Genomic DNA, 16834 nt, shown 5'->3' on the forward strand with positions numbered 1-16834 from the left:
GGTTACAGGGACAGGATACGGATACACATGGCGCGCTGGTACATCATTCACGCCTATTCGGGTTTCGAGAACAAGGTTCGCGATTCGGTGCTTTCCGAAGCCGAACGCATGGGCCTGACCGATTTCGTCGAAGCGGTCGAAGTGCCGGTCGAAACCGTCACCGAGGTGAAGCGCGGCAAGAAGGTTCAGGCCGAGCGTAAATTCTTCCCGGGCTACGTCCTCGCCAAGCTGACGATGACCGACGATGTCTATCACCTCGTCAAGAACACGCCGAAGGTCACGGGCTTCCTCGGCTCGATGGGCAAGCCGCAGGCGATCAGCGAAGCCGAAGCCGCGCGCATCCTGAACAGCAAGGAAGAAGCCGCGGCCCGTCCGAAGCAGGAAATCCGCGTCGATTACGAAATCGGCGATCAGGTCAAGGTGCTCGACGGTCCCTTCGCCAGCTTCAACGGGCTGGTCGAGGAACTCGATTTCGAAAAGGCACGCGTCAAGGTGTCGGTGTCGATCTTCGGTCGCGCCACCCCGGTCGAACTCGACTTCGAACAGGTCGAACGCTTCAAATAATATCGCGGCGCGCCTTTGGGCGCGCGCGAAACCCGCTGAATGGAACCCGCCATGAGCCTCACTCCCGAAGAGATGCAGGCTCGTGCCGACCATGCGCGCGAAATCTACGCCAGCGTCGATCGCGAGCGGCTCGTCCGGCATATCGTCCATCTCTTCGACCTCGAAGCGGCGGACGAGCCTGACGAATTCACTTACCCCGCCTTCACCAAGCCGCGCCGCCAGCGCATCTTTGGCGGGCAGGTGATCGCGCAGGCGATGGTCGCCGCGGCGCGCACCGTCGATCCCGGCAAGTCCGTCCATTCGCTCCATGCCTATTTCCTGCGCGGCGGCGACGAGGCGAAGCCGCTGCATTTCCGCGTCCACCGCGACTTCGACGGGCGCAGCTTTGCCAACCGCCGCGTCGTCGTGCGCCAGGATGGCAAGGTCATCTTCAACCTCACCGCCTCGTTCCAGGCGCCCGAGAAAGGCCTGTCGCACCAGATTCCGATGACGGGCATATTGCCGCCAGAGGAATGCTGGGACTTCGCCGATTTCATCGCGGTCGATCCCAAGATCAGCGATCGGCGCATCGAGCATATGGCGCGCATGCACCCGTTCGAGGTCCGCGCTTTCCGTCCGCCGCCGTCCGAAAAGGCGACGATGCAGTACGAATGGTTCCGCATTTCTTCGCCCGTCGGCGACGATCCGCTGATCCACCGCGCGCTGCTCGCCTATGCCTCCGACATGGGGCTGCTCTCGACGACGCTGATGCCGCACGGAATGACGTGGGACACGCCCGGCCTGTTCTCGACCAGCCTCGACCACGCGATGTGGTTCCACGATGAGATCCGCGTCGATGAATGGTTCGTCTATGTCATGGACAGCGACTGGAGCGGCGGCGGGCGCGGGATCAACCGCGGGCGCATCTATCGCCGCGATGGCACGCTGATCGCCTCGGCGGTGCAGGAAGGGCTGATCCGCTACGATCCGGCGGCCGAATAAGCGCTGTCCTATTTTGCGCCGCTGTGCTTCGATGATGGTGATACCGGTCGGCGGAAAAAGCGATTTGCGCGTGAAGTTAGGCAGTTTTCCGCCGAATTCTCGAATCGACTGGCTGCCGCTCTTGCATTTTTGCCCACGCCGGAGTAGGGGCGCCGCTTCGCGTCAGATAAGGGCGTGATTCCGCGCGGGAGGAAGGGGTGATGCCCTTCTGCTTGACCGCTAATTTTGAGGTTCGCCGGAAACGGCGGGCCGACAGAAAGACAGGAGGCCATCATGGCTAAGAAGATTAGCGGCTACATCAAGCTGCAGGTGCCCGCCGGCACCGCCAACCCGTCGCCGCCGCTCGGGCCGGCATTGGGTCAGCGCGGCGTGAACATCATGGAATTCTGCAAGGCGTTCAACGCCGCGACCGATTCCATGGAAAAGGGCACCCCGACCCCGACCATCATCACCGTGTTCGCTGACAAGAGCTTCACCTTCGTCACCAAGACGCCCCCGGCAACCTATCTGATCAAGAAGGCCGCGAACCTGAAGGCGGGTTCGAAGGAGCCCGGCAAGATCAGCGGTGGCAAGATCGCGCGCTCGAAGCTCGCCGAAATCGCCGAGATCAAGATGAAGGATCTCAACGCGAACGACATCGAACAGGCAACGAAGATCATCGAGGGCAGCGCGCGCTCGATGGGCCTCGAAGTGACGGAGGGCTGAACCGATGGCAAAGCTGACCAAGAAGCAGAAGGCCCTCGAGGGCAAGGTTGACAGCCTCAAGCTGCACACCGTCGACGAAGCGCTGAAGACCGTTCGCGAGCTGGCCTCGGCCAAGTTCGACGAAACGCTCGAAATTGCGATGAACCTCGGCGTCGATCCGCGCCACGCCGACCAGATGGTCCGCGGCGTCGTGACGCTGCCCGCCGGTACCGGCAAGGACGTCAAGGTTGCCGTGTTCGCGCGCGGCGACAATGCCGACAAGGCGCTGGCCGCCGGCGCCGACAAGGTCGGTGCCGAAGACCTGATGGAAGATATGCTCGCGGGTAACCTCGACTATGGCCGCGTCATCGCGACGCCGGACATGATGGGCATCGTCGGCCGCCTCGGCAAGACGCTGGGTCCGAAGGGCCTGATGCCGAACCCGAAGCTGGGCACCGTGACCCCGAACGTCGCCGAAGCCGTGAAGGCCGCCAAGGGCGGACAGATCGAATTCCGCGTCGAAAAGGTCGGCATCATCCACGCCGGCCTCGGCAAGCTGTCGTTCGGCGAGGAAAAGCTCCGCCAGAACTTCGACGCCTTCGTCGACGCGATCGTCAAGGCCAAGCCGGCCGGCGCGAAGGGCAAGTACGTTCGCAAGATCGCGCTGTCGTCGTCGATGGGCCCGGGCGTGAAGGTCGATACGGCCGACGTGACCGGCGCCTGATCGAAGCGCTAACGAATTAGGGAAGGGCCGGGGGAAACTCCGGCCCTTTTCTTATGCGCGGATTTGGGGGAAGCGGACGCCGCCCCTTCCTTACTTCGTCATCCCCGCGAAAGCGGGGACCCAGAGCGTCAGTCGGCTGGCCCATCACTGGGTTCCCGCTTTCGCGGGAATGACAAAGGAGAGAGTGCGGCAACATCCGGTCGCTAGCCGTCACTCCGGCCGACGAAACTCGATCAGGTCCCACTTGTTGCCATAAAGGTCGAGGAAGACCGCGACGGTGCCATAGTCGGCCTCGAGCGGCTCGCGCTCGATCCGCACGCCCTTGTCGAGCAGGCGCTGATAGTCGCGCCGGAAATCGTCGGTCTGCAGGAACAGGAAGACACGCCCGCCCGACTGATCGCCGATGAATTTCGCCTGATCTTCATTGGCGGCCCGCGCCAGCAGGATCGTCGCGCCGCCCGGCGGACTGCCCGGCGGCGCGACGAGCACCCAGCGCTTGTCCTGCGCCGGTTGATACTCGTCGGCGACGAGGGTGAAGCCCAGGGTTCCGACGTAAAAGTCGATCGCCTCGTCATAATCGCGGACGACGAGCGCGATATGCGCGAGCGACTGCCGCGTCATTCGCGGAGACCCCGCAGCGCCGCGCCCGCCGCGAACGGTCCGATCATGGTGAGGAGCAGGCTCGTCGCGGCGAGCAGTTTGATCGCGCCGCGCCCCGACGGGTCGAGCATCCCGGCGCCGAAGATCAGCATCGGCACCGCCAGCGGAAGGACGAGCAGCCCGCCGATCGCGCTGCCGCCCTTGTGGTTCGCGGTCAGCGACGCACTCAAGACCGCCAGCGAGGCAAGCGCCGGAATGGCGATGGCGATTCCCGTCGCGAGCAGTTCGACCCGCGACGCGTCCTGCGCCAGTAGCGCCGACGCGGGGAACAGGGCGATCATCAGCGGCAGCCCGAAACCGATGGCATGCGCGCCGATCTTCACCGCTGCGACGACCTCGTCGGCAAAGCCGCGCACCGCAAGCTGGTCGAGCACGCCCGCATCCTTGTCGGGGCGCACCAGCCGGTCGATCGGCAGTAGCGCCGCGAGTAGCGCCGCAACCCACACCATCCCGCCGCCCGCGCGCCGCAGCAACGGTGCGTCGGGGCCAATGGCAAAGGGGAAGGCGGTCGCGACGAGCAGGAAGAACAGCACCGGCAACCACAGCGCGCCGCTGCCCCATGCGCGGCGCAGGTCGCGCCAGAATAGGGCGATCAACGCGGTCAAGCGAGCGCGCCCATATCGAGTTCCGCCAAATCCGGAATCCCGAGCGCAAAATGCGAGGCGAGCAGCACCGCGCCCCCGTTCGACCGGTGCTTGGCAATCGCCGCGACCAACCGTGCCTGCGCCGCATCGTCCATCCCGTTCGCGGGCTCGTCGAGCAGCCAGATCGGCGCGCCGCTCGCGATGACGCGCACCATCGCCGCGCGCTTGCGCTGGCCGGTCGAGAGCATCGTCACTGGTACGTCGCTCAGCGACGCCAGCGCCATCTCGTCCATCGCGCGATCGACCGTATGCCCATCGACCGTATCGACCCGCGCCCAGAAATCGAGCGCGCGGCGCAGCGGGAGCTCGGCATCGAGCGCGGCCGCCTCGTCGATCAGCGCAATCCGCTCGCGGCGCTCGACGGTCCCGGCGCCGGGGCGGAGCAGTCCGGCGACGAGGCGGATCAGGCTCGACTTGCCCGCGCCATTGGGGCCGCGCAGCCACAGCGCGTCACCGCGGTTCAACGTCAGCGACAAATTCTCGAAGAGCAGCCGGTCGCCGCGAATGCACGCCACGCTGTCCAGCCGCAGCAGTTCGGTCACGCCATATCTTCCAGCGCGTGCATATCGTCGTCCGAAAAGCCGAAATGATGCCCGATCTCGTGGATCAGCACATGCCGCACCAGCGTGTCGAGCCGCTCGCCGGTCTCGATCCATTCGACGAGGATCGGGATGCGATAGAGCGTCACGCGGTCGGGCATGCCGCCGCTTTCGCCGATGCTGCGTTCGGTGAGCGGGCGGCCTTCGTAAAGCCCGGTGAGCTCATAAGGATGTTCGATGTCGAGCGAGGCAAGCACCTCATCGTCCGCGAATTCCTCGATGGAGACGACCACCCCCTCGATATGCGGGGCAAACACCGCGGGCATCGTCGCCAGCGCCGCCTCGGCCATCGCGAACAGCGCATCGGCGTCGGGTGCGCCGCCGGTCCATCCGGCAGGCAAATCGGGCAGGGCAGACTTGTCGCTCATCGCGCCCTTCCTTATGGCGGCGGCACGATATTGACCAGCGGGAGAAAGAAGATGGTACAGAAACTCGACGATGCAGCGCGCAGCGCGCTCCTCGCCCGCTTTCCCGAATGGACGCACGAACCCGTGCGCGATGCGATCACGCGCCAGTTCAAATTCGCCGATTTCGCGCAAGCCTTTGGTTTCATGACAAGCGTCGCGATCATTGCCGAAAAGATGGACCATCATCCCGAATGGTCGAACGTCTACAACCGCGTCGATATTTTGCTGACCACGCACGACGCCGACGGATTGTCGGAGCGCGACGCGAAGCTGGCGGAAGCGATTGAGGCGCTGCTTTAATTCTTCGTCATTCCCGCGAAGGCGGGAATCCCGCTTCCTGCGGCAACAAAAGCGGGATTCCCGCCTTCGCGGGAATGACGATGTTGGGCTGGGGTTGCGCTGCGTTTCCGGCTGCTTACAAGCAGCGCAAAGCACAGCATAACGCCCCAGGGGAGCCCACCGCATGACCGACAGCCTGTTCCGCCGCAAACCGATCGTTCCGGAACGGCGGGAGGGCGAGCAGACGCTGGCGCGGACGCTCGGCTGGCCGCATCTGATCGCGCTTGGCGTCGGGGCGATCGTCGGCACGGGTATCCTGACGCTTATTGGGGTCGGCGCCGACAAGGCGGGCCCCGCGGTCATCCTGTCCTTCGGTATCGCGGGGCTGATCTGCGCCTGCGCCGCGCTCGCCTATGCCGAAATGGCGACGATGATCCCCGCTTCGGGCAGCGCCTATACCTACTCCTATGTCGTGATCGGCGAGCTTCTCGCATGGGTCGTCGGGTGGAGCCTGATCCTCGAATATTCGCTTGTCGTAAGCGCGGTCGCGGTCGGCTGGTCGGGCTATGCCGCGCCCTTGCTACAGGCGTGGGCGGGCTTCCCGATGGCGCTGATGCAGGGACCCGAACTCGGCGGCATCGTCAACCTGCCGGCAATCGCGATCATCGCGGTGGTCGCGGGGCTGCTCCTCGTCGGCACGCGCGAAAGCGCAACGCTGAACGCGATCCTCGTGCTGGTGAAGATCGTCGCGCTTGTCGTATTCGTCGCGGTCGCGCTGCCCGCCTTCAACGCCGCCAATCTCGAACCCTTCAGCCCCTATGGCTTTGCCAAGCATATGGGGCCCGACGGCGTCGAACGCGGCGTGATGGCTGCGGCGGCGATCATCTTCTTCGCCTTCTATGGCTTCGACGCGATCGCGACCGCTGCCGAGGAAGCCAAAAACCCCGACCGCGATCTCAAAATCGGCATCGTCGGGTCAATGTTCGCCTGCGTGATCATCTATATCGCCGTCGCGGTCGCCGCGGTTGGCGCGATCGCCTACACGCGCTTCGCCAACAGCCCCGAGCCGCTGGCCTTGATCCTGCGCGAACTCGGCAGCCCGCTCGCGGCGCAATATCTAGCGGTCTCGGCGATCATCGCGCTGCCGACGGTCATCCTCGCCTTTTTCTATGGCCAGAGCCGCATCTTTTTCACCATGGCGCGCGACGGGCTGCTGCCCGCGAGCCTTGCCAAGCTGTCGTCGCGCGGGACGCCGGTGCGGATCACGATCTTCACCGCGCTGGTCGTCGCGGTGCTCGCGGGCTTCATCCCGCTCGGCGAACTTGCCGCGCTCGCCAACGCCGGGACGCTTGCGGCCTTCACCGCGGTTTCGGTCTGCATGCTCATCATGCGCCGCCGCGCGCCCGACGCGCCGCGCACCTTCCGCGCGCCGATGCCATGGGTCGTCGGCGGCATCGCGGTGCTCGGCTGCATCTATCTGTTCTTCAGCCTGCCGGCGCAGACCCAGCTCTGGTTCCTCGTGTGGAATGTCGGCGGACTGGCTGTTTATTTCCTCTACGCCCGCCGACACGCCGTCGTCGGTTGATCAGTCGAACAATTCGCTGAGGAAGCTCTTTTTGTAATTCTTCTTGTACGGCTTGCCGCCGTAATGGCGGTCGTCATAACCGCGCTCGCGATATTCGGGCTGCTGCTGTGGCGGCGGGGGAGGGGCGGACGCCCGCGGCGCGGGGGTGCTGGCGGCTTCGCTGCGCTCGATGATCTTGTCGAGTTCGCCGCGGTCGAGCCAGACCCCGCGGCATTGGGGGCAATAGTCGATCTCGATTCCCTGCCGTTCCGACATGGTCAGGTTCACGCGGCAGGTCGGGCAAAGCAGCCCCGGGGCATCGGACACGAAGTTTCCTTTCAAGGCAAAGGCGGCCGGAAGGGGCCGCCGTCCTTCTAACGTGTCATAGTCACCGTGCGTTCCGCAAACAGAAAAGGCCCCGCTCCGACCGGGGAGGCGGGGCGGGGCCGAGTTTCGCCGTGCTCTGTTCAGCTGTCGGCTTCGAACGCCAGCAAGTCGCCGGGCTGGCAATCGAGTTCGGTGCAGATCGCCTCGAGCGTCGAGAAGCGCATCGCCTTCGCCTTGCCGGTCTTGAGGATCGACAGGTTGGCGAGCGTGATGCCGATGCGGTCGGAGAGGTCGGTCAGCGTCATCCGCTTGGCGTGGAGCAGGTCGTCCAGTTTCACGACGATCGCCATCACACAGTCCCTTCCAGCTCGTCGCGCATCGCGGCGCCCTGTTCGAAGACCGCGGCGAGGACGAAGGCGAGGAGGATCGCGAGCAGGCTACCGAGCGAAATGCCCCCCATGTCGGCCAAGTCGCTGCCCGCTTTCGCGATGTTGCCGGCGGTCCACTGAAGCGGGATTGCGAGCAACTGCGTGACGACCAGCGCCCAGCCGATCCGACGCAGCCGCACGGCATTGGCCGGAACGAAGGGATCGCGCGCCGCGCTCGCCACGAGGGCCTGGAACTGGCGGATCATATAGGCTGCGGCGGCAAGGATCGCGAAGAGCAGCAGCATCAGCACGCTGACGGGGAAGCGCAGCGTCGTGACGTCGATGAATTCGGGGCTGCCGCGAAAGCCCTCCATGACCTCGGGCCAGGCGACGATCAGTGCGATTGCAACGCCGACGACGAGCAGCGCGGACGCCACGATCAATCCAAGGATCAGCCAGAGCAGCCCGCGCGTCGCGCCGAGCAGGGTGGTGTTGGGAATAGGCATATCGTTCTCCGATAGGGTTCTTATCGAAGAACAATATATTTCGAGTCTTTCTTATCGTCAATCGATAATATCGAAAAACGATAATCTGCCGCATCTGTGACCATCGGCACGTCCTCCATCGTCACCCCGGACTTGATCCGGGGTCCATGACGGCATGTGCCGTGCTTCCGGCGAGGGCGCTATGGATCCCGGATCAAGTCCGGGATGACGAAGGGAAGAGGGTCAAACCGCCTGCCAGTCGAACGTCAACGGCGCCTCGCGAAAGGCGAAGCGGTCGAGGTGGCGCGCCACCACGTCCTTCATCGCCTCGACATGCTCGGCGTTGCTGGCGTCGATGCGGGCCAACAGTGCGTCGGCGCCCGCATCGAACGTCACCAGCGCGTCGCTCGTCCATTCGGCGCCGCGCGCATCCTTGGGGAAGGTCACGGTGCCGTGGTCTGCGGTGAATTCGACGACGAGATTGTGCTGCCAATGCTTGCACAGCTGCTGCAGATATTTGCTCGCGTGGCTCGTGGGCACGCTGGCGATCGCGCTGCTCATCACAGCCGCTCGATCTTTTGCGCTGCCTCGTCGATCAGCGCGACGATGTCGTGCAACGCGGCATTGTCGAGATCGCGGTCGCCGAGCCGGTTCATCAGAACCTGCCGCAGATTGCCCATCGCGCGGCGCACCGAAGCCGAGTCCGTGCGCTGCGTCTCTTCCCCGACCGCGGTCAGGCGCGTGATCGCGGCTTCGACGATCTCGCTATTGGCGTCGAGTTCGGCGCGTCCTGCGTCGGTGATCGCGAACAGCTTTTTCGCGCCGTCGCTCTCTTGCGCTTCGATCAGGCCCATGTCGTCGAGCATCGTCAGCGTCGGATAGATGACGCCGGGGCTCGGCGCATAGGAACCGCCGGTCAGCTCCTCGATGTGGCGGATCAGGTCGTAGCCGTGACGCGGCTCGTCGGCGATCAGCTTGAGCAATACGAGCCGCAGCTCGCCGCCATCGAACATCCGGCGGCGCTCGCCGCGCTCGCCCCGGCCGCCGCCGCGACGGCCACCACCGAAGCCATGCCCGAACCCGTGGCCAAAGCCGCGTCCGCCGCGATGCATCGCATGCCGCCCGCCGCAACCGCGGCCTTCCATTTTCGCATAGAATATCATTTTCGTTCCTTAGAGTGATTCTAGATGCGTCTAAGATATATCTTAAGAAAAGATGCGCAAGGGGCTTCGGGAAAAATTCTCGACGGACATGCGGGGCGATCAGCTTTGGCGTGTGAAGCGCAAGTGGATCAGCGGATAGGCCCGCCCCTGGCCATCGCGCTCCGACCGGCCGGTGGGCACGAAACCCAGGCGCTCATAAAAGCCGACCGCTTGACCATTCTGCTCGTTCACTTCGGTCGTAAGTGTCGGATGGCGTTCCAGCGCATGCGCAACCAGCGCGCGCCCGATACCGGCCCCGCGATATGCGGGATCGATGAACAGCGCCTCCATGCTCGATCCGTCGAGCAGCATGAAGCCGATCGGACGGTCATCGGCATCGACCGCGAGCCAGAGCGATGCTGCGGGCAGGAAGCCCCGGACTTCGGCTTCGATCACGGCGCGATCTTCGGCCGTCAGGAAGTCGTGCGTCGCATCGACGGCGTCGCGCCAGATCTCGACGGCGCGTTCTCCGTCGGCGGGTGACGATGGACGGATCCGGATCATGGCGGTGCCATAAGGAAGCGCCGCCCCCGCGCCAAGTTTCCTTTTCGCTTTAGCTAGAGAGCCGCCATTCCTAATATCGTCATCCCGGACTTGATCCGGGATCCATTTACTGGGCGACAGTTCGATGGACCCCGGATCAAGTCCGGGGTGACGATGAGGGGTAGGGCAGTCCCTATCACACCTTGACTCTGCGCCCATCGACGCTATTAGCGCCCCCGTGTTGTCTGGGCTTTGGCCTTGGCAATTCCGTCCGAGACAGTTGGTGAAGGGGATTTGCCCTTCTTAATTTCCAGCCGAGACGGGGAACAGTCTTTTTCGGTCGCCCGCCTGTTTGATCAGGCGACGCGTCTTGACCGACCCCATCGGACATCGTTGCGCAAATGCAGGTGAGCCTTGGCTCGCGCCGGCATTTGCGTGTGTTAGCCGCCCGGCGGCGCGTGCGTTTCGGCGTCTCGCGCATCCGGGCAGATGAGTGGAGTATAGGCATGGATCGTACGGAAAAGGCCGAAGCCGTATCCTCGCTGAACGCTACGCTGGGATCAGCTGCTGCTGTTGTGGTCGTCCGCAACCTCGGCATGACCGTCGCTCAGTCGACGGTGCTGCGCCAGCAGATGCGCGATGCAGGGGCCGACTTTCGCGTCACGAAGAACCGTCTTGCCAAAATCGCGCTCGATGGCACGTCCTACACCGGTATCGGCGAACTGCTGACCGGTCCCACGGCCCTCGCAACCTCGACCGACCCGGTCTCGGCTGCGAAGATCGCCGTGGAATTTGCCAAGACCAACGACAAGCTTGAAATCGTTGGTGGCGGCATGGGCGACGTGGTCCTCGACGTAGATGGCGTGAAGGCGCTTGCTTCGCTTCCCTCGCTCGACGAGCTCCGCGCCAAGATCATCGGTCTGGTGCAGGCTCCGGCCACCAAGGTTGCGCAGATTGCCGCAGCCCCGGCGGGCCAGTTGGCGCGGGTTTTTGGCGCATATGCCGCCAAAGAAGCAGCGTGATTTCGAACTAACCCTTTAAACTTACTACCGGGATATCCCGGTTCTGATGGAGAATGAACATGGCTGATCTTGCAAAGATCGTTGAAGAACTGTCGGCGCTGACCGTCCTCGAAGCGGCTGACCTGTCGAAGCTGCTCGAAGAAAAGTGGGGCGTTTCGGCTGCCGCTGCTGTTGCTGCCGCTCCGGCTGCTGCCGCTGCTGGCCCGGCTGCTGAAGAGCAGACCGAATTCGACGTCATCCTGACGGGTGACGGCGGCAACAAGATCAACGTGATTAAGGAAGTCCGTGCGATCACCGGCCTGGGTCTGGGCGAAGCCAAGGCACTCGTCGAAGGCGCACCGAAGGCCATCAAGGAAGGCGTGAACAAGGCAGAAGCTGAAGAGCTGAAGGCCAAGATTCTCGCTGCCGGCGGCACCGTCGAACTGAAGTAATTCGGTTGGATGGGTTCCGGCCGGATCATCCGGCCGGGTTCCAGCGAAAAAGAATAAGGGCGGCGCCGCGAGGCACCGCCCTTTTTCTATGCGGTGAGGGGACCACCGCGGATGATCGGGCGCTCAGCTCTTGGAATAGCCCGGGCGGAAGCTGGTCGAGGTGCGGACACGCGCGGGTTCGGGGCGGCGCACATCCTGTTCCTGCGTCGCCGGGGCAGGGCGCTGGGCGATTTCCCAAGCGCTGACCGGCTTGCGGGTCATGTCCTTCTGCGCGCCGAGCGTCTCGTCATAGGCGGTGCGTTCCTGGCGATCGAGGAAACGCGCATGCTTCAGCCGCTTGCTGAGCGTCGCAAAGGGATTGTCGTCGGTGGGCCCGGCCATCGCCATCGCTTCGTGACGACCCATGCTTCCGCTCGGCGCGGCGACAAAGGCGGGAACCGTCCGCGGCGCGACTTCTTGCTCTTCGGGAGGGGCATAGGCGGGCGTGATCCACGGCTGCGTTTCGCCGGTCACCGGCTCGGCTGCAGTGCGCGGCGCAGGCTCATAGTCATAGACGGTGGCTTCCTCGCCGACCACGCGGCGGCGGCGAGCGAAGGCCAATCCGGCGCCGCCGATGATCAGCAGCGCGGCTGCGCCGCCGGCGATCTCCCACGGGAACGCATCGCCGGTCGTGCTCGCCGTTTCGGCGGGCAGCGGCGTGGGCTCGGCGATCGGTTCGGCCCGCGCTGCCATCGGGGCGGCGATCGGCGTGGCTTCCTCGATCAAGGGAGCCTCGGCGGCGGGTGCCGCGGCAGGGGTGGCAGCCGCTGCGACGGGCGCCGCGGGACGTGCACGCGGCGCCGCGCGTTCGGCGCGCGCCGGAGCGGGCGCTGCGGCGCGTTCTGCTGCCTTGGGTGCGGGAGCGGTCTTTTCGGCGGGGATGTCCAGCGGGACGCGGATAACCGGGGCGGGCGCGGCGGGCTGTGCGGTCTGGGGGGTTGCGACCGGTGCAGTGGTGCTCGGTTCGGGCACCGTCGGCGGGGTCTGCGGGGTCGGCGCCGCGACGGGCGGGATCATCGTAACGGTGGGGGCTTCCTGCGCAAAAGCGCCGGGGGTGGAAAGAACCAGGAACGCGGCAATCGCGCTCATGGCGGGGCGGGAGAGGGCGATATTTCTTGTCATAGTGAAGGACGAACGAGCCACCCGCCGAAAATGCTGCTCGGGCAGTCCGGTTTCCGCGATGAGCCGTGGCTGCCGAACGGCGCGGCGAGGATTCAGCGGCAGCTGGGCGTGCCGTCACACCATTTTTGCAATCGGGCGGACCGATGCGATCGATCGCCCGGGCCATGTCCAGGAGCACGCATTTCCGGTGATATGCGCTTCAATATGACAGGGCGTTTGCGTTTTGGTGTCGGCCGGGTCACCAATTCGTCATTCCCGCGCAACCTGGGCGTGATCAACGCCGCGCATGAAAACCACCGACCTTGCCCCGACCCGGCTGCCGAGCCAGCTGCGTGAAACGCAGCGGCTGCTGTTCATCGCCAAGCATGCGCGCTGGACCGGCGGGCTGCATACCGATGACGGCAATCACGCGCCTTACCACCGCGAAATGCGCGAGACGCTCGAAGCGATCGGCATCGAACTGCTGATCGCCGACAGCTATGCCGCGCTGTTCGACCGGCCCGCCGCCGATTTCGTCTTTCCGCTGCTCAATCGCGGGGGCTTTTTCAATTCCGAAATGCTGCTGCCCTTGCTCTGCAACCAGCACGGCCTGCCCTACCTTGGCGCCTCGCCGATCGTGCGCGGCCTGTCCGACGACAAACATCTGACCAAGCTCGAGGCCGCGGCGCGCGGCGTACCGACCGCGCCCTGGGTGCTGTTCCGCCGCGGTGCGCCCGTCGACGTGTCGCGCTGCCCGCCGGCGCGGCGCTGGGTGATCAAGCCGAACAACAGCTCCGCCTCGTGGGGCGTGCGCGATGCGCACGACCGCGTGCAACTTGCGCAGGCTGTCGCCGAGATCCACGCGCTCGACCATGATGCGCTCGTCGAACCCTTTATCGACGGCAGCGACATCGAAGTGCCCGTGATCACGCTCGATGGCGAGCCCGCGATGCTGCCGATGATGATTTTCGAGCAGGACGATCCGACGCAGCTGCGCACCTATCAGGAAAAGCGCGACCTCGTCGGCAGCGTCGGATATCGCATCAAGCGGTTCGACGATCCGGCGATCGCGGCACGGATTATCGACTATACAAAGCGGATGACGGACATATTCCGTCCGTTCGATTATGGCCGGTTCGAGTTTCGCGTCGATCATACGACCGGCGACGTCCGGCTGCTCGAGGTCAATCTCAACTGCAATCTCTGGTCCGAAAAGCTGTTCTCGCGCTCGGCCGTCGCTGCGGGCTTCTCCCACGCGGCGCTGATCGAAACGATCGTCGCCGAAAGCATGCTTCGCCAGATTGCGCCCGCCGCGGCGCGGCGGAACGCCGCATGAGCGGTTCGATCCTGATCCTCGCCGGCCGCCGCCCCGGGGCGGTCGATGCGCTCGCCGAGGCATATGGCGTCGGCGACAAATGCCTTGTGCCGGTCGCCGGCCGGCCGATGATCGCGCATGTCCTGGAAAGTGCGGCCGACAGCAATGCGCGGCAGGTGTTTGTTTCGACGCATCATGCGGCGCTGCTCGCTGAATTGAGCGACCCGGTGGTCGACCTGCTCGGCGACCGGCTGATCGTCGTTCCCGCGGCCGATAATCTGGCGGATTCGGTTCTCGCGGTCGCGGGCATGGCCAGCTTCCCACTGCTCGTCACGACCGCCGACAATTGCCTGCTGACCCCCGCGACGATCGCCGAGATCGAAGCCGAGGCGACGCGGCTCGGCGCCGATGCCGGGGTCGCACTGGCGCGGCGTGAGGATGTGCTGGCGGTCCATCCCGAAGGCCAGCGGCGTTTTTACGAGTTTTCCGACGTCGCGGTATCGAACTGCAACGCTTATTGGCTCGGCCATCCGAACGCGCTCCGCGCCGCAGAGGCGTTTCGCGGCGGCGGGCAGTTCATCAAGAAGCCGTTTCGCGTGATGCAGGCATTCGGCCTGATCAACCTGCTCCGTTTCCGCTTCGGGCTCGGTCCGATCCACCACATCTTCCAGCGGATTTCGCGCCATCTGGACGTCGAAATCGCCCCGCTGCTGGTGAGCAACGGGGCGACCGCGATCGATGTCGATAATGAAAGGTCGCTGCGCGTGACCGAGGCGCTGATGAAGCGCCCCGATATCGTCAATCCGCGACCCAGTTCCCGTGAAAGCCGGGGGGAACCCGGTGCGGCAGGTGCACGACAGCTTGCGGTGACCCGCTAAAGTCGTCGGCGTTGAGGATGACGAGCGCGGTCGTCTCGTCATTCATGTTTACGACCAGCCCGATCAGCCAACCGTCGTCCTCGGCGCTGCTTTCGCTGCGCGGGACAAAGACGAACTCGCCCGGATGCCGGCCGGGGCCGAAATCGTGGATGGCGGTCGTGCCCTTGTCCAAGTCGTGCTTGAACAGCCGCGTGTCGGCGAGCGCCCATTCGGCCGATTTCCCATCGGGGATCGCGATCGTGTAGGCGTAGCGATAGGGCTTCGTCGTCAACCGTTCGTCATAGCGCGGGAATTCCTGCGCATGGTCGTGGATGACGGTGCGGGTGGTCGTTCCGGCGACCGGATCGATCGTCCAGCGCTCCATCCGCGACTTTTCGCTGTCGGGGCCACGCTTCGAACTCGCGAACATCGTCTCATGCGCGACGACGTCGACGATCACCTTGCCGTCACCGGTTTCATAGGCGTTGGCGGGGTGGAAGACATAGCAGGGCTCGACCGGCACCCAGATGACGCTGTCGCCGCTGCCTTTCCTGGGGAGGAGGCCGACGCGCGCCTGATGCGCGTCGTTCCACGCATAGGGGAAGCGATAGCCGCCGAGCAGCATCTTCATCGAGAAAGTGACGGGCAGGTCGAAGACGAGCACGTAATTCCGGGTGATCGCGCAGTCATGGATCGACGGGCCGTCGCTGACCGCAATCGCTTCCTCGCGAATGACATGGGCGTCCTTGTCGAGCACGACGTGCCAGACCTTGTTCGGTTCGTCGCCGCGATAGGTGATCGCGTGCATTTCGTCGGTGAGCGGATCGTGATGCGGATGCGCCGTATAGGCGCCGGCCAATGTACCATCGAACGGGTTATGTGCGATCGTGTTCAGTTCATAGCCGAGCTCGACGGGCTTACCGCCGGCTTCGACGATGGCGAAGGTGCGGCCCGCAAGGCCGACGACATTGGTGTTCGGCGCGTCGTTACCGTCGGCGCGCGGGCCGGGGGGCAATTCCTCGCCGAGCACGGCGCATGCCTCGCTGCCGCGGACCCAGCGATTGCGATACCAGTCGGCCTTGCCGCCTTCGATGCGGATGCCGTGGACCATGCCGGCGCCGGTGAACCAGTGGTAGCTGGCGGGATCGGGGGCGGCCGCCGGGTTCGGCCCGTTGCGCAGGTAACGGCCGGTCAGCGCGGCGGGGATCTCGCCCTCGACGCGCAATTCTTCCAGCGTGACCTCTTCGGTCATCGGCTTGTGGATGCCCGTCAGGAACGGATGCGCGTCGGTGGGGCGGGGCAGGCGCTTGCGGTTGAAGTCGGCAACCTTGCCGATGCCTTTGACAACCGCACCGCGGATCAGGGTTTCGACGTTGCTTGCCATGATATTGCTCCTTACGGATGTTGGAGAAGCGCCGCGGGGCGGGGGCTTGTGCGGACGACTCGATATGTTTACAGTGACAACATTATGGCAAGCAAAGATAACAGTGTCAACATAAAAAGCGACGGCGCGAAGGCGGCGGGCGCTTATCATCATGGCGACCTGCGCGCGGCGGTGATCGCGGCGGGGCTCAAGCGGCTGGAGCAAGGCGACGGCGCCGAACTCGGGCTGCGTGCGCTGGCGCGCGACGTCGGGGTGAGCGCGACCGCGCTGTACCGGCATTTCCCTGACAAGGAGGCGCTGCTCGACGCGCTCGCCGACGAAGGGCTGCGGCGGCTCGGCGCGCTGCAGGCGCAGGCGTGGCTGAAGGCGGGCGGCGCGGTTGCGGGGTTCAAGGCGACGGGTATCGCTTATGTCCGCTTCGCGCACGACGAGCCGGCGCTGTTCCGGCTGAGCTTCACGCGCCAGATGTCCGAGCGCAAGGAGGGCGGCGATGGCGGCGAAGTTGCCTATAATCTGCTCCGCGCCGGGGTCGGCGAGGCGCTTCCCGGCGCCCGAGACCCCGATACCGCGGCGCTCCATGCGTGGGCGCTGGTGCATGGCCTCGCGATGCTGATCCTCGACCGGCGCATCGAATGGGACGAGGCGAAGGTCGCCGAAGTGGTCGGGCTGACCTTTGGCGGGGTCGGCTGAGGGCCGCCCGATCGTGTGGCGCGA

The 16834-nt window shown here is 65.0% G+C and carries 23 protein-coding genes; 11 read left to right on the top strand and 12 right to left on the bottom strand.

Features of this window, described 5'->3' with window-relative positions:
* Positions 1 to 27: 27 nt before the first annotated feature.
* The 4 genes from nusG (at position 28) to rplA (ending at position 2953) form a co-directional block, all read left to right on the top strand.
* Positions 28 to 564, top strand: a complete 537-nt coding sequence (nusG, locus tag J2X38_RS07550) for a transcription termination/antitermination protein NusG (protein WP_037516051.1) — start codon at positions 28 to 30, stop codon at positions 562 to 564.
* 51 nt (positions 565 to 615) lie between these two features.
* Positions 616 to 1545 carry an acyl-CoA thioesterase domain-containing protein gene (locus J2X38_RS07555; RefSeq protein ID WP_310252849.1) on the top strand — a complete coding sequence of 310 codons (930 nt, stop codon included), beginning with the start codon at positions 616 to 618 and terminating at the stop codon, positions 1543 to 1545.
* Between the two features lie 273 nt (positions 1546 to 1818).
* Positions 1819 to 2250 (top strand): 50S ribosomal protein L11, encoded by a 432-nt coding sequence (gene rplK, locus J2X38_RS07560; RefSeq protein ID WP_058539477.1) that lies wholly within the window; start codon positions 1819 to 1821, stop codon positions 2248 to 2250.
* Positions 2251 to 2254: 4 nt separating this feature from the next.
* Positions 2255 to 2953 carry a 50S ribosomal protein L1 gene (gene rplA, locus J2X38_RS07565; protein WP_037516057.1) on the top strand — a complete coding sequence of 233 codons (699 nt, stop codon included), beginning with the start codon at positions 2255 to 2257 and terminating at the stop codon, positions 2951 to 2953.
* A gap of 210 nt (positions 2954 to 3163) precedes the next feature.
* On the opposite strand, the gene J2X38_RS07570 is transcribed toward rplA, so the two are convergent.
* From J2X38_RS07570 to J2X38_RS07585, 4 genes are read right to left on the bottom strand one after another with little or no spacing between them, the layout of a single operon-like run.
* Positions 3164 to 3574: a VOC family protein gene (locus J2X38_RS07570; protein ID WP_310252852.1), complete on the bottom strand. Its 411-nt coding sequence runs from the start codon at positions 3572 to 3574 to the stop codon at positions 3164 to 3166.
* Positions 3571 to 4218, bottom strand: a complete 648-nt coding sequence (locus J2X38_RS07575) for a heme exporter protein CcmB (protein WP_310252854.1) — start codon at positions 4216 to 4218, stop codon at positions 3571 to 3573. The genes J2X38_RS07570 and J2X38_RS07575 overlap by 4 nt, the downstream gene beginning before the upstream one ends.
* Positions 4215 to 4799, bottom strand: a complete 585-nt coding sequence (gene ccmA / locus J2X38_RS07580) for a heme ABC exporter ATP-binding protein CcmA (protein WP_310252855.1) — start codon at positions 4797 to 4799, stop codon at positions 4215 to 4217. The genes J2X38_RS07575 and ccmA overlap by 4 nt, the downstream gene beginning before the upstream one ends.
* Entirely contained in the window at positions 4796 to 5224 is a 429-nt protein-coding gene (locus tag J2X38_RS07585) for a metallopeptidase family protein (RefSeq protein WP_058539481.1), read from the bottom strand. Before J2X38_RS07585 ends, ccmA begins: the two co-directional genes overlap by 4 nt.
* Before the next feature lie 51 nt (positions 5225 to 5275).
* Here J2X38_RS07585 and J2X38_RS07590 point away from each other — a divergent pair, with 51 nt between their 5' ends.
* Complete coding sequence (locus tag J2X38_RS07590; protein WP_310252857.1) at positions 5276 to 5563, top strand: 4a-hydroxytetrahydrobiopterin dehydratase; 288 nt, start codon at positions 5276 to 5278, stop codon at positions 5561 to 5563.
* Between the two features lie 163 nt (positions 5564 to 5726).
* On the top strand, positions 5727 to 7127 hold the full coding sequence (locus J2X38_RS07595) for an amino acid permease (protein ID WP_310252858.1): 1401 nt from the start codon (positions 5727 to 5729) through the stop codon (positions 7125 to 7127).
* On the opposite strand, the gene J2X38_RS07600 is transcribed toward J2X38_RS07595, so the two are convergent.
* The 6 genes from J2X38_RS07600 to J2X38_RS07625 all read right to left on the bottom strand — a co-directional run bounded on the left by J2X38_RS07600 (position 7128) and on the right by J2X38_RS07625 (position 9992).
* Positions 7128 to 7433: a zf-TFIIB domain-containing protein gene (locus tag J2X38_RS07600; RefSeq protein ID WP_310252859.1), complete on the bottom strand. Its 306-nt coding sequence runs from the start codon at positions 7431 to 7433 to the stop codon at positions 7128 to 7130.
* Between the two features lie 140 nt (positions 7434 to 7573).
* Complete coding sequence (locus tag J2X38_RS07605) at positions 7574 to 7783, bottom strand: helix-turn-helix transcriptional regulator (protein ID WP_058539484.1); 210 nt, start codon at positions 7781 to 7783, stop codon at positions 7574 to 7576.
* Entirely contained in the window at positions 7783 to 8307 is a 525-nt protein-coding gene (locus J2X38_RS07610) for a DUF2975 domain-containing protein (protein WP_310252864.1), read from the bottom strand. The genes J2X38_RS07605 and J2X38_RS07610 overlap by 1 nt, the downstream gene beginning before the upstream one ends.
* Before the next feature lie 222 nt (positions 8308 to 8529).
* Positions 8530 to 8847 (bottom strand): DUF2218 domain-containing protein, encoded by a 318-nt coding sequence (locus J2X38_RS07615; RefSeq protein WP_058539486.1) that lies wholly within the window; start codon positions 8845 to 8847, stop codon positions 8530 to 8532.
* Positions 8847 to 9449, bottom strand: a complete 603-nt coding sequence (locus tag J2X38_RS07620) for a PadR family transcriptional regulator (RefSeq protein WP_405053447.1) — start codon at positions 9447 to 9449, stop codon at positions 8847 to 8849. Before J2X38_RS07620 ends, J2X38_RS07615 begins: the two co-directional genes overlap by 1 nt.
* Positions 9450 to 9548: 99 nt before the next feature.
* Complete coding sequence (locus tag J2X38_RS07625) at positions 9549 to 9992, bottom strand: acetyltransferase (RefSeq protein ID WP_310252866.1); 444 nt, start codon at positions 9990 to 9992, stop codon at positions 9549 to 9551.
* Between the two features lie 485 nt (positions 9993 to 10477).
* Here J2X38_RS07625 and rplJ point away from each other — a divergent pair, with 485 nt between their 5' ends.
* Both rplJ and rplL read left to right on the top strand, forming a co-directional pair.
* Positions 10478 to 10993 carry a 50S ribosomal protein L10 gene (gene rplJ / locus J2X38_RS07630; protein ID WP_037516086.1) on the top strand — a complete coding sequence of 172 codons (516 nt, stop codon included), beginning with the start codon at positions 10478 to 10480 and terminating at the stop codon, positions 10991 to 10993.
* Positions 10994 to 11052: 59 nt separating this feature from the next.
* Positions 11053 to 11424, top strand: a complete 372-nt coding sequence (gene rplL / locus J2X38_RS07635) for a 50S ribosomal protein L7/L12 (protein WP_037516187.1) — start codon at positions 11053 to 11055, stop codon at positions 11422 to 11424.
* Between the two features lie 123 nt (positions 11425 to 11547).
* Here rplL and J2X38_RS07640 read toward each other — a convergent pair whose 3' ends face one another.
* Positions 11548 to 12552 (bottom strand): hypothetical protein, encoded by a 1005-nt coding sequence (locus tag J2X38_RS07640; protein WP_310252870.1) that lies wholly within the window; start codon positions 12550 to 12552, stop codon positions 11548 to 11550.
* 319 nt (positions 12553 to 12871) lie between these two features.
* Here J2X38_RS07640 and J2X38_RS07645 point away from each other — a divergent pair, with 319 nt between their 5' ends.
* Together J2X38_RS07645 and J2X38_RS07650 are read left to right on the top strand one after the other, a co-directional pair.
* Positions 12872 to 13900 (top strand): phosphoribosylglycinamide synthetase, encoded by a 1029-nt coding sequence (locus J2X38_RS07645; RefSeq protein ID WP_310252872.1) that lies wholly within the window; start codon positions 12872 to 12874, stop codon positions 13898 to 13900.
* On the top strand, positions 13897 to 14757 hold the full coding sequence (locus tag J2X38_RS07650) for an NTP transferase domain-containing protein (RefSeq protein WP_310252874.1): 861 nt from the start codon (positions 13897 to 13899) through the stop codon (positions 14755 to 14757). The genes J2X38_RS07645 and J2X38_RS07650 overlap by 4 nt, the downstream gene beginning before the upstream one ends.
* Here J2X38_RS07650 and J2X38_RS07655 read toward each other — a convergent pair.
* On the bottom strand, positions 14678 to 16120 hold the full coding sequence (locus J2X38_RS07655; RefSeq protein ID WP_310252877.1) for a carotenoid oxygenase family protein: 1443 nt from the start codon (positions 16118 to 16120) through the stop codon (positions 14678 to 14680). The genes J2X38_RS07650 and J2X38_RS07655 overlap by 80 nt on opposite strands.
* 84 nt (positions 16121 to 16204) lie before the next feature.
* Here J2X38_RS07655 and J2X38_RS07660 point away from each other — a divergent pair, with 84 nt between their 5' ends.
* Positions 16205 to 16810, top strand: a complete 606-nt coding sequence (locus J2X38_RS07660) for a TetR/AcrR family transcriptional regulator (protein WP_058539952.1) — start codon at positions 16205 to 16207, stop codon at positions 16808 to 16810.
* The last annotated feature ends 24 nt before the right edge of the window (positions 16811 to 16834 follow it).

It is taken from the genome of Sphingopyxis sp. BE235 (assembly GCF_031457175.1).
GTDB lineage: Bacteria > Pseudomonadota > Alphaproteobacteria > Sphingomonadales > Sphingomonadaceae > Sphingopyxis.

What these genes read in the sequence shown, in the direction of transcription:
- J2X38_RS07585 (WP_058539481.1), bottom strand. Translation starts at nt 5,224, where the DNA reads ATGAGCGACAAGTCTGCCCTGCCCGATTTGCCTGCCGGATGGACCGGC.
- J2X38_RS07615 (WP_058539486.1), bottom strand. Translation starts at nt 8,847, where the DNA reads ATGAGCAGCGCGATCGCCAGCGTGCCCACGAGCCACGCGAGCAAATAT.
- rplK (WP_058539477.1), top strand. Translation starts at nt 1,819, where the DNA reads ATGGCTAAGAAGATTAGCGGCTACATCAAGCTGCAGGTGCCCGCCGGC.
- J2X38_RS07590 (WP_310252857.1), top strand. Translation starts at nt 5,276, where the DNA reads ATGGTACAGAAACTCGACGATGCAGCGCGCAGCGCGCTCCTCGCCCGC.
- J2X38_RS07625 (WP_310252866.1), bottom strand. Translation starts at nt 9,992, where the DNA reads ATGATCCGGATCCGTCCATCGTCACCCGCCGACGGAGAACGCGCCGTC.
- rplJ (WP_037516086.1), top strand. Translation starts at nt 10,478, where the DNA reads ATGGATCGTACGGAAAAGGCCGAAGCCGTATCCTCGCTGAACGCTACG.
- J2X38_RS07655 (WP_310252877.1), bottom strand. Translation starts at nt 16,120, where the DNA reads ATGGCAAGCAACGTCGAAACCCTGATCCGCGGTGCGGTTGTCAAAGGC.
- rplL (WP_037516187.1), top strand. Translation starts at nt 11,053, where the DNA reads ATGGCTGATCTTGCAAAGATCGTTGAAGAACTGTCGGCGCTGACCGTC.
- J2X38_RS07645 (WP_310252872.1), top strand. Translation starts at nt 12,872, where the DNA reads ATGAAAACCACCGACCTTGCCCCGACCCGGCTGCCGAGCCAGCTGCGT.
- J2X38_RS07605 (WP_058539484.1), bottom strand. Translation starts at nt 7,783, where the DNA reads ATGGCGATCGTCGTGAAACTGGACGACCTGCTCCACGCCAAGCGGATG.
- J2X38_RS07620 (WP_405053447.1), bottom strand. Translation starts at nt 9,449, where the DNA reads ATGATATTCTATGCGAAAATGGAAGGCCGCGGTTGCGGCGGGCGGCAT.
- J2X38_RS07610 (WP_310252864.1), bottom strand. Translation starts at nt 8,307, where the DNA reads ATGCCTATTCCCAACACCACCCTGCTCGGCGCGACGCGCGGGCTGCTC.
- J2X38_RS07555 (WP_310252849.1), top strand. Translation starts at nt 616, where the DNA reads ATGAGCCTCACTCCCGAAGAGATGCAGGCTCGTGCCGACCATGCGCGC.
- nusG (WP_037516051.1), top strand. Translation starts at nt 28, where the DNA reads ATGGCGCGCTGGTACATCATTCACGCCTATTCGGGTTTCGAGAACAAG.
- J2X38_RS07595 (WP_310252858.1), top strand. Translation starts at nt 5,727, where the DNA reads ATGACCGACAGCCTGTTCCGCCGCAAACCGATCGTTCCGGAACGGCGG.
- J2X38_RS07650 (WP_310252874.1), top strand. Translation starts at nt 13,897, where the DNA reads ATGAGCGGTTCGATCCTGATCCTCGCCGGCCGCCGCCCCGGGGCGGTC.
- rplA (WP_037516057.1), top strand. Translation starts at nt 2,255, where the DNA reads ATGGCAAAGCTGACCAAGAAGCAGAAGGCCCTCGAGGGCAAGGTTGAC.
- J2X38_RS07660 (WP_058539952.1), top strand. Translation starts at nt 16,205, where the DNA reads ATGGCAAGCAAAGATAACAGTGTCAACATAAAAAGCGACGGCGCGAAG.
- J2X38_RS07570 (WP_310252852.1), bottom strand. Translation starts at nt 3,574, where the DNA reads ATGACGCGGCAGTCGCTCGCGCATATCGCGCTCGTCGTCCGCGATTAT.
- J2X38_RS07640 (WP_310252870.1), bottom strand. Translation starts at nt 12,552, where the DNA reads ATGAGCGCGATTGCCGCGTTCCTGGTTCTTTCCACCCCCGGCGCTTTT.